Source organism: Algoriphagus ornithinivorans (assembly GCF_900115305.1).
GTDB lineage: Bacteria > Bacteroidota > Bacteroidia > Cytophagales > Cyclobacteriaceae > Algoriphagus > Algoriphagus ornithinivorans.
The window spans coordinates 347,365-364,102 of sequence record NZ_FOVW01000001.1 but is presented as its reverse complement, the minus strand read 5'-3'; the positions used below and the strand labels follow the sequence as shown (position 1 = coordinate 364,102).

Genomic DNA, 16,738 nt, shown 5'->3' with positions numbered 1-16,738 from the left:
TTGAGAAGGACCATGATCAATTGTCAATCTGCTTAATGTCAAACTATTAAACAATTCATCCAGTTTCGTATTAAGTCTATGTCAATGGCATAAAACCTTCATACATGCGAATACCAAGTTTTTTTCATAGTCTATACACCAAGCTACTTTCTGAAAAGACTAAGGCTAAAGGGGAAGGTTGGATTTTAGGAATAGCTATTGGAAGTTTTATCATCCATTTAATCTTAATTTTTTTGGCAGATTTAGGATTTTATGAAGTTGAGTCCGAGCTCTTCGAGAATCCAATCTCAGCGATTTATACCCCTTTCTCCTTTATTCTGGTCTATGAAGTTTATCTACTCGTCTATTTTTTACCCAAGTCATTCACTACCTACATCGGCAAACAGTATGAGATTATTTCTCTCATCATAATCCGTAGGCTATTTAAGGACCTAGCCACTTTGGAGCTTTCTTCCGATTGGTTTCAAATCAAAGATGATCTGCAATTCACCTATGACCTTCTGACATCGGTAGCTCTGTTCTTTTTGCTTTTGCTCTTTTACAAAAACAGTAAAAAGCAAGAAACGGAAGGTGTCAAAACAGCCCCATCAGCAGAACTGAAAGCTTTCATTCAATTCAAGAAATTAACTGCAACCATTTTGGTTCCTATTTTATTGGGCATTGCGATTTATACCTTGGGAAGCTGGAGTACTTATATTTTATTCCCTGAAAGCAGTTTGGGCACTTCATTCAAAAATATCAATGCCATATTTTTTGACGAATTCTTTATGATATTGATTATAGTAGATGTCATACTTCTACTGGCCTCTTTTTATTATACGGATGAGTTTCACAAAGTCATGAGAAACTCCGGTTTCATCGTGTCGACCATATTGATTCGCCTTTCTTTTTCTGTGGAAGGATTGATGAATAATTTTCTGATTCTGGCAGCTATTTGTTTTGGCCTGGTGATCATGGTGATTCACAATCAATATGAAAAAGCCTATCAGAACGAAAAAAAGTAACTTTTCCTCTTCTTGTAGGTTTAGTAAATGTATTTAAGCTTTTGGGGTTTTCGCTTTTAAGCTAATTCTGTTCAAGCAGATAAAATCCTATAAAACCAATTTTCTAATCTTAAACCTTTTTAACATGCCAAAAAAGAATGTATTAATTATCGGAGCTAATGGAATTACAGGAAGGCTGATTTGCGAAAAATTAGCAAACTCACAGGACTATCAGCCAACAGCCATGATCCGAAAAGAATCTCAGAAGGAGTTTTTTGAAAAACTGGGAGTTCCTACAGTAATGGGAGATTTGGAGAAGGACTTTTCCAGTGCCTACAAGGACATGAACTTTGTGGTATTCGCAGCAGGTTCAGGTTCTTCAACAGGAAAAGATAAAACCATTGCAGTAGATCAGGAAGGCGCTAAAAAAAGTGTGGATTTAGCTCTAGAAAACGGAATTGAAAAATATGTGATGCTGAGCTCTATGGGTGCCGGTAATCCTGACCCGGACTCCCCTATTCATTTTTATTTGGAGGCAAAGCATGAGGCAGATGAGTATTTGAAAAAATCCGGTATCTCCTACAGCATAGTCAGGCCTGGTGGTTTAACCGATGATGCTGGAAAGGGAAAAATTCAAGCGGCTTATGCTCTCAATAAAAGAGGAAAGATTTCCAGAGAAGATGTGGCTGAAACAATGATTCATGCTTTAAGCCTCGAGGTAGCAAATAATTCTTCTTTTGAAATTTTAGAAGGTGAGCAGCCGATTCTGGAGGCTATTGAGAATCTATAAAACAGGGGTTAGTTATTTGTGAATAGTTATTTGTTATTAGTGAATAGGTATTAGTTATTGAGTTATTTGTTATCTGATTATCCGCAATCGCGCCAGTTACCTTATTTTCTTTGCTTGGCTGGTTGGAAGACCGAAGACCGAAGCTTCCGGATTCTGATCCTTTTAGCAGACAATAAGCCGTATTTTTGTTAATATTGGAAAGAAAGAGGATACCCATAATTTTTTATTTAAAAATTGATAGTGACCATTGAGAATTAAACATAAAAAAAGCTGCCAAATGGCAGCTTTTTTTTAAATCTCTTGTTCCAGTTTCAGTTTCCATTGCTGTAATTCCAGCATGGCTCTTAAGCCGATAAAATGATCTTCAACCACCAGATCATCAATTCCTTTCATTCTTTCCTTGACTTGATTAATCATTTGTTGGTAGTGCTTAATCAATAAATCAATTCCGGCTTTTCTCATATGCTTTTGATTGGCATTGGGAACTGCGTGTACGTTTTGGGTCAACTTCTCAAAAGAGACTACAGGATCAACACCCAATATTGAAAGTTGCTCAGCGAAAATATCCTGCTGTGAATCCAGTTCCGCATGAAACTCGCCTGTTAGCTCGTGTAAGGAATAGGCAGCAGTTCCTCGTGCATTCCAGTGAACCTGTCTCACCAATCTATCTAGGCTAACCAGGTCTTCCAAAGTTTCCTGAAGTTTAACAGTAGTGGCTGTTTGTCCGTTGACTTCCAGCACCCATGCCATCATAAAAACAAATAAAAATGTGAATCTTTTCATGTTAAAATCAATACGTTGGTTTACTTATTAAAGCCTTTTACACCTAAAATGTTTAAGAAAATTAGTTATAACATATAAAATTCCGTCAAATTATCCTTCACTCTTAGCGGTAGACTGATCAGAGTTAATTTTCTCCCTTTTTGGAAAAATTCAATTTTCTCAGGCTCAGGATTGATACATTTGAAGCATGAAACTACTAACCCTAGCTATTACTTTTTTCTGCATAACTCAGGCACTGGCGCAACATAGCTTTAGAGCTCAAATCAAAGACTACGAAACAAAAGCCCCTCTCCCTGGAGCAAGTATTTCAATTCTATCCTTAGGGATTGGAGACATTTCAGATGAGTCCGGGATGGTTCAGATTGACAATATTCCTGATGGCACCTATTTACTTGAAATCAGATTTTTAGGTTACCAACCCATCCAAATCAAGCGATCAATTCCACTGGAGGCAGGAAATGCTCCGGAAATATTTTTCCTCAAACATGCAGATGAAGAACTGGAGGAATTGGTCGTTCAGTCTAATCGTAGCAGTAGAGTAATAGAAGATGTACCCACCCGGGTAGAGATTATCGCCGGCGAAGAACTGTCTGAAAAGGGCAATATGAAACCCGGAGATATTCGTATGCTTCTCAATGAAAGTACAGGTATACAAACCCAGCAAACATCTGCCACCAGCTATAATTCCAGCATACGGATCCAAGGTTTGGACGGAAAATACACCCAACTGCTGAGAGATGGATTACCGCTTTATTCAGGCTATTCCGGAGGCTTGAGTCTTATGCAAATTGCGCCTTTGGACTTGGCACAGGTGGAAGTCATCAAAGGATCTGCTTCCACCCTTTACGGAGGAGGAGCTATTGCCGGGCTAGTGAACCTAATTTCAAAAACCCCAGGAGAGAGTCCAGAACTTTCTTTGATGCTGAATGGAACCTCTGCGCTTGGCCTGGATGCAAGCGCCTTTTATTCGGCCAAAGGTGAAAAATTCGGGACCACTATTTTCACTTCTTACAACAAGGGTACAGCCTATGATCCTGCAGATATTGGCCTGACAGCAATTCCGAAATTTGATAGATTTACGCTCAATCCAAAATTATTTTGGGAGGTCAATGAACAGTCTGAAATCGTAGCCGGACTGAATTTGATGACTGAGAAACGACTGGGTGGAAATGTAGACTTTATCCAAGGCGAATCTGTAGCAAACCCTTATTTCGAAGAAAATCAGACTGAAAGAATATCCACCGAACTGAAATATTTTAATCAATTCGCTGATAACTCCAGGCTAACTTTTAAAAACACTTTTAGCTTTTATGATAGGAGCATTTTCATTCCAGATTATCAATTTTCCGGGAGGCAAATGCTATCCTTCAGCGAGATCAATCTTAGCACTGCCAACTCTAAAACTGAATGGATTACCGGTCTAAACCTCTGGACAGACCGTTTCACACAACAGCAAGGGAATTTGAATCAAAATCTCGATTACACGCTAAATACTGTAGGGGCATTTGTTCAGAACATTTGGAATACATCTGAAAAATGGACCATTGAATCCGGGTTCAGATTGGATTATCAAAAAGACTATGGCGTTTTTCCCCTTCCAAAGATTTCATTCATGTACGAACCCTCAAATGCATGGACTTTTCGCTTAGGAGGAGGATTAGGTTACAAGTCCCCGACAGTCTTTACGGAAGATGCTGAGCGTCTCCAATTCAGAAATATTCTTCCAATTAATCCAAGGGAACTGGAAGCTGAAAGGTCTGGAGGAGCAAATTTTGATATTAACTACAAGGTTTCATTAGGTGAAGAACTATCCCTGGTGATGAACAGCTTGCTATTTTATACCCGAATTCAAGACCCATTATTGCTAGTCAGAAATGGCGCTGTATTCGAATTTCAACAAAATGGCGGCTACTTCCGAACCCAAGGTCTGGAGCTGAATTTAAAATGGAATTACAAGGATTTGAAGCTATTTACGGGTTATACCTTTGCAGATGTAATCCAGAGCTTCCAAAATCAAAGCAGCCCCTATCCCCTAGTAGCCAAGCATAGACTGAATAATGTGTTGATGTATGAGAAGCATGATAATTTTTGGATAGGATTGGAAGCTTATTACTACAGTCCACAGCTTTTGAACGATGGTGAAACAGGCAAATCATTTTGGATTATGGGACTGATGACAGAAAAAAAATTGGGAGAATCCTTTTCCTTATTTCTCAATTTCGAAAACTTCTTAGATACTCGACAAACCAGATTTGACACCATTTTCACAGGAAATATCAGTGATCCCCAATTCAGGGACATTTATGCTCCTGTAGATGGATTTGTAATCAATGGGGGCTTTAAGCTTTCACTTTAAGTCATAGAAAACGAGCTATTTGAATTTCAAGGAACACAAAGTCGATCTAAATTCTAATTCCTATTAAAAGTGGTCAAAAAAATACTTTGTACCTTCAATGCACAGTGCCTATTCAAATCTGGTCAATTCAATAATTCTAAACTTCTTTTCCTAATGAAACGCTTTTTTATACTTTTTTTCATTCTATCATTTAAACTCTCTGCTCAGACTGTCTGCGACCTTCAAAGCAGGAAAAAATTAGAAAGCACACTTGAAAACCTCTCTCAAGAAAATAACCCAAACAACCCAATCCATCTCCAAGCTATTGAGATAGGTCAGTCTTTTTTAAAAACTCCCTATGTGGAGAAAACATTGGAGGTTCCAGGTCCTGAGCAATTGGTTATCAATCTAATGGGTGTGGATTGCACTACATTTGTGGAAACTGTCCTTGGGCTCACCCGAATAAGTCAAATGGGGAAATTCAGCATGAAGGACTTTGAAGAGGAATTAAAGAAGATTCGATACAGACAGGGAGAAAACAAAGGCTATACCAGTAGACTTCATTATTTCTCAGATTGGATTCATGACAATGAGCAAAAAGGAATTGTCATGGATATGACTCAGGCAATAGGTGGGATTTCTTATACCAACAAGCCTTCATTTATGACTGAAAACCCACAGTTTTATCCCCAATTGAGTCAAAAAGAAAATGTTGATCAATTGCGCATAATAGAATCTGCAATAGTAAAAAGGTCTTATTATTTTATTCCCAAGGACCAAATCCACTCAGTGGAAGAAAAAATTCAGTCAGGAGACATCATTGCCATCACCACTACAATCCCCAATTTGGATATGGTGCATGTGGGTTTTGCCATTGAAAAAAATGGAAGAATTCATCTTTTACATGCCAGCTCCAAAAATAAAGAAGTGGAAATCTCTACGCTTCCCCTACATGATTATCTTCAAGGAAATAGAACTCAATCCGGAATCATGGTAGGCAGACTGGTTGAGCTCTCAAAATAAAAAGCTCAAATCCTTCATGGACTTGAGCTTTCATTTCTTATCACTGTTCAACCTATTTCTCCATAATCTTTTTAAGGTTGGATAAACCAGTTTGAAAATCATCAGCCAGCATATTTTCTATATTCATCAAGGGAATCATGACATTCATGGGGTAACTCATGTGTCCCTCAAATCCCCAAGTCACCTCTGTTTGATTAGGACCTAGAGATTCATAAGCCAAATAAGCTTTGTCTGTACTTTCAAAAGGCTCAATGAATCTTAGCTCATAGTCTATCCTCTCCATCTCTTTGATTGCTAAAATCTCCTGCTCTCCATGGCCTACATCAGGGTTCTCACTTTTCCATCCTGCAACAAAACCTACCGTTCCGTCTTCACCCTCATAATACTTTTCCATATCTGGATCCATCAGCGCCCATTTGCTGAATTGATCCTGATTTTTCAGATACTTGGTAAACTCGTAAACTTCGGCAATCGGTCTTTCGATAATGAGCTTTTCAACGACTCCATAATCCCTTGAGATGAAAAGAGCAGAAATCAAGGGAATCGCAATAATAATTAGGACTATAAGTCCCACATACTTTAGGATTTTCATAGTGCAAGGTGTTTGGTCTTATTAAATTTATATTTTTCTCTTTAAAAAATATAACTAAACGAAATTAAATTTTTTTGTATCGCATATTCCCGAACTATACAATAAAAAATATTGAATATTGATTTAGAGAGTTTATAAAAGCGAAGCCCGGCCTACCAATCATTAGATGAAGGTAGGTCCGGGACTTCTGGGGTGATCAACAACCACTTTTCAACTACACTTTTTTATCAAAATTTCTTGTTGACTTTCAAGGTCACAGCATGAAATCTGTACCCTGTGCCAGAGGCAGCTGCCACATTTGAAAACTGCCCGTTCAATCCCAGGTCAAACCCTGAGATTCTATAATTCAATTCTGCGTTTGCTCTATAAGTAGGCTCCCAATTCAATTCATTGATTTTCTGGACTCCTGCTGCAGCCTGAATCTTCAAAGCCACTTTAGAAATCAAAGGCATGGGACTACTGTAATCCACAAATAATTCGGTACTCATAAATTGCTCCGGAGCGAAATACAGGTTGGTCTCTGAATCGCTGAATGAAAGAGCTGAGAAGTTCAAACCAGTCTTTAAGGTTGGTTCAGTTCTGATTAATCTATAAATGGATCCAAAAAACTGAATTCTGGTATTTCCGTCATTTAGCATCCCATAGCTTCCCTGAGAAAATATTCCTGTCTTCCCATCCAACATGACATGAGCGAGTGCTCCCAGATTATTACTTCTAATGTTCTTTCCTAAAAGATCAGCCGTAAAATTCAGTAGATCAGAGCTATAGTAAAGTCCAAACATTCTTCGGTCGTTCGGCTGGAATGTTGTCTCCACCTTACCGGTTATTCCTCTAAAGGATTCTCCTTGGTCGGGATTGATCTGCTGGCCTACCAACTCAGCTTTGCTTTCCAGTGCCTGAGTCCATCTATGACCTAAGTTTAAAGCAAAGAAATTCGCTTTGGTCTTCTGCCCTTCCGCTGAAGAAACCTGACTGGCTCCAACTCTCAAACCTACCTGCAAATCAGAGTTTGTCTCATTTTGCCAAAAAGCAGCTTGTTCTATGCGAATATTTCCAGCAATATCTTCGAAATATCCTCCTTCAATTCCAGCAGTTTGCTTTTTGGATGCGTCGAGAAGATCATTCAGTTTATCTTGTTGTGAAACTGAAAGGGAATCTTTTCTTAGTGCCAATAATTGATTTGCTTGCTCCCATTGCTTTTTTCCGATCAGAACTTCTGCATACTCTTGGATATAGTAAGACTGAGGAAAACGGGTAACTAGGCTATCATAATAGGCAAGTCCTTTTTTATAATTCCCGGAAGTAGTCCATAGTCTGGCATTCATTACCAAAATCTGATCATCCAAGAGAAGTTTTTGATTTTCCTGAAGGAAAGTACCGGCAGATTGAGTTTTGATGTTCCAAAGTTGAGCATTGAAATAATTGACAATCGCAGACTTATTTTCAGCATCTTTTTTCCATGCCTCTTTAGCAGCCTCCAATGCTTTTGCCGGCTTTTTATCCATAAACAAAGCATAGGACATGTTTACTCTTGCTACAGTAGTCTCATAATCCAAGGGGATTAAGCTGTTGTAAACATTAACTGCCTCGGCAAATTGTTGACTTTGAAGTAGTAAATCCCCTTTGAATAATAAGATTTGAGCATCCACGGGATTTGCATTCAGGATGCTATCCAAGTGACTGATAGCCTGAAAGTATTGTTCTTCAGAACGCAGTTTAGAAGCTGCTTGAATATGAGCTTCTCTCTTTTCAGGAGATAAAGCCACACCTGAATTCTGCGCTTTAGCCTCCAGAGGGATCAAGAAAATAATTAATGAAATTGCTACTAGAAGTAAAGTACTATTGATATATTCCCTTAAATTCTGAATAACATGACTGTAACGATTACTGAATTTGCTGTGGAGGGTCTGGATAAACCCGCCGTTAAAATCGAACTGGAAGGAGAAGCCAAAGGAAGCAATATTGAAAAGCTCCGTGAATCTCTGCCCCATCTTCTTGAAAATCCGGCCAGCAGGTATTACCTGGATGTTCGCAAAGTCAGTGATAATGATTTGGGCTTTGTGAATGAAATTATTCACCTTCATTACACCCTTGCTGAATATTCTAAGGAATTTATTCTCCTCTACCGCAAAGGCTCTGCTTTTGAATCCTGGATTGAAACTTCCGGTATTGATAAGTTTATGAAACTTGCTGTGACTCCCTGAGAACTTGTACCCCAATTTTTTCAAAATCAGGGAAGAAAGGAATATCGCATAAAACATTGCCCCCACCAGCATGACAAATCCATCCCAGAAGGAAGTGAATTCCGGAGATAGTGACCATCTGATCAATATAATGATCAAGGAGATCATGGATGTCAGTGCCCAAAATTCCTGAGCTAGTTCAGGACGTTCAGGAGAAGCAGGAATCCTTTTTAAATTAAGAAATGCAATAGCCACCAACACAAGTCCGATCACGCTCAGACTGATCTGCAAGAAATCATAGACTGGGATTTGAATTGATGCGAAATGGAGGTCTGCAGCTAAAGCAGGAATCAGATTTACCATGAAACCATCCACATGAGTGAAGGCATCCAAAAACAAATGAGTCCCGATTCCCAAAAAGATAGAAAGTATCACTTTCCAGCTATTGGTATGGAAATACGACTTCCAATCCAATTGAGAATAAGACTGAACTCGCTCCTGTATCCAAAGTGGACTAGAATTCATCAAGGGTATTTTCACCCACTGATGGAATATGAAAGCTAAAAGGAAGGCTAAAGGAAAATCCAAAAGGAATATTCCGATCATTTTATGCCCAATATTTTCATCGAGTCTCAAGCTGAAATAAAACTCCAAATCAGGAACAATGCTGCCAAGAATTAATCCTGTCTGAGAAAATCTCTTCTTGGATACTCCTGGTAAAACTGCTGCTGAATGTGAAAATGTAAAAGGCATTATAAAATGGATTAGGCTACTTTTGAAAATTGAAAGGAATCGATGATTTTAGAGACTACTTCTTCCGAAGCATTTGATTTCAGAAGATATTCGGCCGAACCAAATTCTATCGCTGAAATTGCTACTCCCAAATCTTCTAAAGCTGTACAGAAGACTACGTGGATATTTTCGTTTACAGCTTTGATTTTCTGAAGCAACTGTAGACCATCGGTATCTTCCAATTGATAATCTAAAAAGATCAAATCTGGATGCTGCTCAGCTAGTCTGTTCAAAAAGTCTTTTTCATTTTCGAAAGACTGAATCGCATTGAACCCAATCTCTTCTAAAGTCTGAGATAAGATTCCGGTCCAAAATGGATCGTCATCGACGATAAATACGTTTTGAGTTTTGATGTTTTTCATGGGATTTGTGTTGAAATTTTTGAAGGACTGATATGATCTCGCTTCTTTGATAGCTACTCTTTTGTAGGTTGTATGCAAAAAGCTCGATTTCATATTGTTTCTTTTGATTCTACTTATGCCAAAGAACTGCCAAATAAAAAAAGCGCCTCAGGTAATCCCTAAGGCGCTTTTTCAAATTTGATTTTTCTATATTTTGGAAATTTTTCTATAATATAGACTAACTATTGAGTCTTTATCTTCCAAAATCATCTTGAAGCCTGACAATATCATCCTCATCTGATGGATTTTTTGCATCTGTATGTTGCCAGATTTCCGCAACTACTCCCCAGTCTTCCATTCCGATTAGCCTATGTCTTTCTCCTTGCTGCAATTTGATTTTATCTCCTTTTTTGAGAGTCGTGATATCTTTTTGTTCGTCCGTCATACTTGTAGCCACATTGACTTGACCATCAATACAACGCCAGATCTCAGCTCTTCTAAAATGATATTGCCAGCTTAGCCTTTTTCCAGGAGCTACCAACAAGATTTTCGGACTCAGTTTATCGGAAAGCTTCAACGCCTCAAAATCCTCTTCCGGAAAGAATTGCTTGGCAAACTTTTTTGCTTGGTTTTCATTGATTACCAAAAATCCTCCCCAAGGTCTGCTGCTGTCTGATTTGATGATATCGAAGCCCAATTCATCCATCAGTCTTTCTGCTTTTTCAAAAATTTCAGTCGACTTGTTCATGTTCATTTTCTTTGATTTCTATGACTACATCCTGTAGTACTTCTAAAATGTGATTGATTAAATATTGCATCCTTTCGGAATTTCCCTGATTATTGATTTCCATTTCCAGCTCTCTTACTTCATCGCTGATTTCATGGATTTTCATCATTTTCACTGATGGCTTGATTCTATGCGCTAATTTTCTTACTCCTTCAAAATCACTTTTATCAAAAAGAACCTGTAGCCCTTTTATTCCTTCCTCCGCATTTTGAATAAATAAACTGAGCATCTTATCTACGAAAGATCGGTTTCCTTTTCCTATTGCTTCCAATTCCTCTAGTGAGTATCTGGTTTTAGCAGCTTTTTTCACTTTTTTGGACTTTATCTCCAAGGGGTCATTACTGAGGAATCGTGATATAACCTGTAATAAATCCTCTTCCTGAAAAGGCTTGGAAAGGTAGGAATCCATACCCTTACTCAGATAATGCGCCTCATCTCCTTTCATAGCAAAAGCAGTTAAAGCAACTATTGGCACTTTCGACTTCAATTCTTCTCTGATAATTTTTGTAGCCTGAATCCCATCCATTACTGGCATCTGCACGTCCATTAAAATCAAGTCAAACTGTCCATTCTTATAAGTTTCAACAGCCTCTTTTCCATTGGTAGCTGTTTCAGCTTTGATACCATTCTGTTCAAGAATAGTAATCGCCACCATTCTGTTAAACTCATTATCATCCACTACCAGTATAGAGCAATCTTGCAAAGCACTTGTATCAACAGATTTAACCTCTTCTACCGGAACATCTTTTTCAGAACCTTTCTGCAATGGTAAAATGATAGAAATGGTCGTTCCAACTCCTTTTTCAGAATCTATCTCCATTCTACCACCCATCAATCGAAGTAGCTCAGTGGTAATACTAAGCCCTAATCCTGTTCCTCCATACTTTCTGGTAATGGAAGAATCTTCCTGTGAATACTTCTCAAAATTTCCTGAAATGAAAGACTGATCCATCCCGATACCTGTATCCTTTACCTGAATCTTTAAAACCTGAGAGGCAGAAAGGTCTGATTCTAATTGGCATGATAGACTAACTTCCCCTTTCTCTGTAAATTTGATGGAATTGGAGAGCAGGTTCAGTAAAATCTGATTGATTCTATATGGGTCCCCTATCAGTACAGGATTGATTTTAGGATCGAAAAATGAAATTTTAAAGTCCAATCGCTTTTCCTCTGCTTTTGGCCCCATCATTTCGATGATTCGCTCCATCACTTCTTTTGGTTTAAATCCAATCGATTCGATTGACATTTTACCTGCTTCCAATTTAGACAGGTCCAAAATATCTTTTAAAACCACCATCAAATGCTTAGCTGAGGCTTGAATTACACCCAGGTATTTCTCTTGCTTAGGCTCCAAATCAGTTTTGCCCAATTGCTCTCCCATACCAACAATCGCATTCATTGGAGTTCTAATCTCATGGCTCATATTGGCGAAAAACAGCTCCTTCGCTCTTTTGGATTTTTCAGCTTCTTCCCGCTGACGGATTAATTCTTCCTCCAGTTTCTTCTGAGCAGTAATATCTAAATGAATTCCAATGGAGCCTGTTAATTGGCCATTGTCATTATAATTAGGGGCACCGCTTATCAGCCACCATCTCAGTTCCCCATTAGGCCTTCTATACTGGAGCTCATAGGAGTCTGTATGACCGAATTTTCGGGATTCAGATTTTTTTAAAATTGTCTTTTTAGATTCCTCGGTCAATAATAAATCAGTGGCTTTGGAACCGATTAACTCATCCATCTTGTACCCAGCCATATCACAGAAAGTCTGATTGGCATGAAGTACTGTTTCCTCATTATCCACTTCCAGTAGTCCCAAACTCATATTGGAAATGATATTTCTGAATTTCTCTTCCTGCCTATACAATAAGGCCTCAAATTGCTGTCTTTTCTGCACGTTGACCAGCATTTGAGTAAAGACAAAAAGTAATTCTATTTCTTTTTGGGTGTATTCATGATGAACTTTTATGGAATCGAAACCTACAAACCCAAGCAAATCTTTCCCATGTATCATCGGTAAGGTAATCAGGCTTTTGATCCCTCTTTTACTCAGTTTACCTTTGATCTCCTCCCATTCTTCCCCTTCCAGTTCATCTACATTTCTGATTCTAAATGGTTCTCCTTTTTGATGGGACTCAACCCATTTTTCCAAATAATGAAGTGGCACCTTCTGAATTCTTTCAAATTCGGAAGGAACTTCCTCACCACACCATTCGAAAGTACAGCTACAGGTATCAGCCTCGAAATCATAGGAGAAAATATAGGCTCGATCAGCATTCACAAACTGACCAAGCTGCTCTAGAGAAGATTGAATTTTTTGATCGACTTCCAACAAATCCATATTGATATAGGTGGAGCTGATCTCAATCAATACGTTCTTTAATTTCTCCTGAGCCTCCAGAAGATCCTCTGTTTTCTTTCGCTCAGAAATATCAATCAGGATGCCATTGAGACGATCAGGTCTTCCGTTTTCATAGATGAGCTTCCCTTTATTTTGAACCCATTTAACTTTCCCTGAGGAGGTCTTTAGCCTATATTCCTTGACATATTCTTTATTTATTTCGACCTCCTCAAAAATCTCATCCAACACGTGTAAATCTTCCGGATGCACAACCTTGCCCCACCAATCGGTGGTATTCACCATTACATCCATATCCAGCTCAAAAAGTTCTTCAGCCGAAGGAGTGAAAAACAAGGTCTCGAAAGTAGGATATTTCACTGACCAAATCACATCTTTCAACTCATTGAGTACGCTTCCCAGTTTCTTATTTACCTCCTTCAACTCTTCTTCAGAGGCTTTTTGATGAGTAATATCAGAATGAGTTCCAATAATTTTGAGAGGTAAGCCATTGTCATCCTTTTCAATGACAATACCTCTATCCATTACCCACTTTAAAGATCCATCTGCATGAAATAACCTATATTCCAATTGATGGCTATTAATTTCACCAGATCTATATTTTCTGTCGTTCTCCCGCACGAGAGGCAAATCCTCGGGGTAAATTTTTTGAAACCAGACCTTAGCCAAATCGGTTTTTTCATCAAAATCTAATCCCAAGAAATTATTAATTTGATTGGAAAAGACTGTTTTTTCTGTTCGGAAATCATGTTCCCAAACATTGTCTCCTGAAAATTCCAGTACCTGACGAAAAGTTTTCTCGAAAGCAGCAACTTTCTCCTTAGATTCTTTTTCTAGGGTAACGTCTTCAAGAAGTGTAAAATAATGCAGGAATTTCCCTGATTTGTCTGAGATCAACTGACCAATTAACCTACACCAAAACCAGGATCCATTTTTTCGGTAATGCTTTAACTCAAGTTTAAAAGGCTGTTTGGCATAAAAAGCCTCCAGCATTTTTTTTACTTCTTCCTTATCGGTTTCTGGTCCATGTCCTAAAGAAAGCGGGGTATTCCCGATAATTTCTTTGAGTTTGTAACCAGTCTGATTTTGATATCCTTCATTTGCATAGGTGATGTGTCCCTCTTGATCCGTAAATAAAATACCATTCCTATTGGCACTAGCCACATAGGAAAGTTTCTCCAGATTCTTTTTCTGATCATTGACCGTATCTATAAGGTGCTTTAGGTCTTCCGCTGCCAACTCCTGATTCTTGATCAAATGCAGCAGATCCACCATGGGATCCAAAGGCGCGAAATCCGAAATAGCCAAGTCATTTTCGACCACTTGCTCGATAGAACTAAACCAAGGTGTCCCTAAAAAAACTACATGGTCCAGTTCCTCAAAAGAAACAAACTGTCCCCTAAATCGCATTTTTCTTTCCCCCTTGGAATAAAGAATAAAGGTTTGATCGAGCATAGATTTCAGTTCCTCGTAAGGAGGAATATCTTTTCTAGGCCGATCTATGAGAAATAACTCTTTGAAGCTTTTCCCTTTGATGTCACCAAGTAGTTTGGATAAACTAGGACCCTCAACCTGAATTTTAAAATCCTTTCCAAAAGCAAAATGGAATGGAAAAACAGAATCCAGGTGGGATTTGGATACTACTACTTGGAAATCAGATTTTTTCACCAGCTTATTTTAAAAGATTCGTGGTCATCTCCACCTAATTTACTAGAAACATGTTCAATTTCTACAGCCGTTTCAAACATTTTACCTAATCCAGAAATTAAACCTCTCACGAAATCAACCAAACCTTCCCGCTCAGAGAAATAGTGTAAAACGAGATCATTTTCGTTGATTTCTGTCACCTTGAATTCAGGCGGCCTTAATTTTGGATAAATCAACATGATCCTATCATGAAACAAAGGAAGGTTAATTAAAAACTGCTTTAAGTTTGAACCTCCGGCCTTCATCAAGCCTCCATACTTTTCCATGCCGGTTTTTAAGATCCACCATTCACCAAAAGCGAATAATACCTCTCCTACAGAAATTTTCAATTCTTCAGATGCAGCAGTTGCGAGCTTGTAGGTAACAGAATCATCATAGGGCTGGGTACTGATAAAATAATCAATATCAATTTCAGATTTGGCTTTGACATTTTCCCAGGTTTCAGGACCAAAGTTCTGGGTGATCAGGTCCTGAATTGCGCGGTTTACTAATCCATACATAGTGCTTGAGTTTTTGGGTTATTACTTCTATTATTCAAAACTGCGCCACTTACGAAAACCTTCCCCAATTGGCTAAAATGCATTATTTCGAGGTAACTGGATTGATCAATTTTCCATGATTTGGAAAATTTTTCCACTATTTGGAATTTTCTACAACCAATTCTCCTTCTTTGATCATCTTATAAATCGTGCTTTTCCCTATATCCAGCACTCTTGCAGTCTCCAGTATATCGCCGTTATTTTTCTTGAGGTAATAATCTACAATATCGCAGGTATGCTGTCGTAGTGTTTTTTGCTCAAACAAAAACACATGGTCTTTCTGAACCGAGAAGAAGCTCAGATCCTCTGCTTTTAATTCCTTTCCGTCAGACATGACCACCGAAAGCTCTATCACTGCTTTCAGCTCCCTGACATTCCCCGGAAATGGATATTGCATTAACTTTTTCTTGGCATCCTCGGTAAAAGTCACTTTGCTGAGTTTATTTACCTTGGCAAATTCATCAGCGAAATGCTTAGCCAAAAGCAATACATCATCTCCTCTTTCTCTTAATGGAGGCAATTCAATTGGTAGACCCATTACTCTGAAAAAGAGGTCTTCTCGAAAATTCCCTTTTCTCACTTCTTCTCCTAGATTTTTATGAGTCGCTGTGATCACTCTTACATCCAACTTCACAACTTCATTACCCCCCACTCTGCTGACTTCCCGCTCTTGCAATACTCTCAGGAGCTTAGTCTGAAGATTCAAATCCATCTCAGCCACTTCATCTAAGAATATGGTTCCCCCTTCAGCTTCTTCAAACTTTCCTTTTTTCCTAGCCAAAGCTCCTGTGAAAGCACCTTTCTCATGACCAAACAACTCACTTTCGATCAAGTCTTTGGGAACTGCTGCCATATTAACTGCCACAAAGGGCTTCTTTTTTCTATCACTATTATAATGGATCGCCTTTGCAACCAACTCTTTACCGGTTCCAGTCTCACCGGTTACAGAAACATTGATATTGGTTTTGATTGCTTTCTCTATTAATAGAAAGACTTTCTTCAAAGATGGGCTATTTCCAAGAAGCGTTTTTTCAAAAGAGAATTTTTGACCCAATTCTTCTTTCAGCTCCTCCACCTCTTTTTTCAAGGACTGATTCTCTCTAATCCGAATGATGCTATTCCATAAGAGATCTTTGGTTACCTCATCTTTAACCAGGTAATCATTCACACCTGCTTTAAGAAGATTCACGGCCACACTGATATCTTCCTGAGAACTGATGACCACAACCGGGACCTCCGGATTCATGGCCCGGATTTTTTCAAAAAGTTTATCCCCTGAAATATCCGGAAGGGAAAAGTCTACCGTTATCAAGTCCGGTTTCGCCTTCATTTTTTCCATACACTCTTTTCCACTTTCAGCTAACTCCACCTCATAATCGGGATTCAAGCTTAAGTGGTAATGTAATAGCTGACCATACCAGGGGTCATCTTCAACAATCAGGATTTTGTATTGAGCCATAACGGGTTCTCTTTATCTGAAATTAAAATTTAAGCAAAAATCTTCTATTCCTAGCTCAAAATCTGGAA

The 16,738-nt window shown here is 38.5% G+C and carries 12 protein-coding genes; 4 read left to right on the top strand and 8 right to left on the bottom strand.

The window, feature by feature from the left end:
• The first annotated feature begins 104 nt into the window (after positions 1 to 104).
• Both BM073_RS01575 and BM073_RS01570 read left to right on the top strand, forming a co-directional pair.
• Positions 105 to 1,004 (top strand): hypothetical protein, encoded by a 900-nt coding sequence (locus BM073_RS01575; protein ID WP_091649329.1) that lies wholly within the window; start codon positions 105 to 107, stop codon positions 1,002 to 1,004.
• Positions 1,005 to 1,128: 124 nt separating this feature from the next.
• On the top strand, positions 1,129 to 1,773 hold the full coding sequence (locus tag BM073_RS01570) for an SDR family oxidoreductase (protein WP_091649326.1): 645 nt from the start codon (positions 1,129 to 1,131) through the stop codon (positions 1,771 to 1,773).
• Positions 1,774 to 2,064: 291 nt separating this feature from the next.
• Here the strand turns inward: BM073_RS01570 and BM073_RS01560 are convergent, their stop codons facing one another.
• Positions 2,065 to 2,556 (bottom strand): ferritin-like domain-containing protein, encoded by a 492-nt coding sequence (locus BM073_RS01560; protein WP_091649322.1) that lies wholly within the window; start codon positions 2,554 to 2,556, stop codon positions 2,065 to 2,067.
• Positions 2,557 to 2,743: 187 nt separating this feature from the next.
• Here BM073_RS01560 and BM073_RS01555 point away from each other — a divergent pair, with 187 nt between their 5' ends.
• Positions 2,744 to 4,912: a TonB-dependent receptor gene (locus BM073_RS01555; RefSeq protein ID WP_091649318.1), complete on the top strand. Its 2,169-nt coding sequence runs from the start codon at positions 2,744 to 2,746 to the stop codon at positions 4,910 to 4,912.
• 153 nt (positions 4,913 to 5,065) lie between these two features.
• The gene (locus BM073_RS01550) at positions 5,066 to 5,914 is read left to right on the top strand and encodes an N-acetylmuramoyl-L-alanine amidase-like domain-containing protein (RefSeq protein WP_091649316.1); all 849 of its coding nucleotides are present in this window, start codon (positions 5,066 to 5,068) and stop codon (positions 5,912 to 5,914) included.
• 52 nt (positions 5,915 to 5,966) lie between these two features.
• Here BM073_RS01550 and BM073_RS01545 read toward each other — a convergent pair whose 3' ends face one another.
• From BM073_RS01545 to BM073_RS01515, 7 genes are all read right to left on the bottom strand, one after another.
• Entirely contained in the window at positions 5,967 to 6,506 is a 540-nt protein-coding gene (locus BM073_RS01545; RefSeq protein ID WP_091649315.1) for an SRPBCC family protein, read from the bottom strand.
• 227 nt (positions 6,507 to 6,733) lie between these two features.
• Positions 6,734 to 9,442 (bottom strand): DUF4184 family protein, encoded by a 2,709-nt coding sequence (locus BM073_RS01540; RefSeq protein ID WP_091649312.1) that lies wholly within the window; start codon positions 9,440 to 9,442, stop codon positions 6,734 to 6,736.
• A gap of 11 nt (positions 9,443 to 9,453) precedes the next feature.
• The gene (locus BM073_RS01535) at positions 9,454 to 9,936 is read right to left on the bottom strand and encodes a response regulator (protein WP_245756342.1); all 483 of its coding nucleotides are present in this window, start codon (positions 9,934 to 9,936) and stop codon (positions 9,454 to 9,456) included.
• Positions 9,937 to 10,075: 139 nt separating this feature from the next.
• Positions 10,076 to 10,570, bottom strand: coding sequence for a cupin domain-containing protein (locus BM073_RS01530; protein ID WP_091649310.1), 495 nt, complete (start codon positions 10,568 to 10,570; stop codon positions 10,076 to 10,078).
• Positions 10,554 to 14,633: a PAS domain S-box protein gene (locus tag BM073_RS01525; protein WP_091649308.1), complete on the bottom strand. Its 4,080-nt coding sequence runs from the start codon at positions 14,631 to 14,633 to the stop codon at positions 10,554 to 10,556. Before BM073_RS01525 ends, BM073_RS01530 begins: the two co-directional genes overlap by 17 nt.
• Positions 14,630 to 15,172 (bottom strand): heme NO-binding domain-containing protein, encoded by a 543-nt coding sequence (locus BM073_RS01520; protein ID WP_091649305.1) that lies wholly within the window; start codon positions 15,170 to 15,172, stop codon positions 14,630 to 14,632. The genes BM073_RS01525 and BM073_RS01520 overlap by 4 nt, the downstream gene beginning before the upstream one ends.
• 136 nt (positions 15,173 to 15,308) lie before the next feature.
• Positions 15,309 to 16,670 (bottom strand): sigma-54-dependent transcriptional regulator, encoded by a 1,362-nt coding sequence (locus tag BM073_RS01515; protein ID WP_091649302.1) that lies wholly within the window; start codon positions 16,668 to 16,670, stop codon positions 15,309 to 15,311.
• Positions 16,671 to 16,738 lie beyond the last annotated feature (68 nt).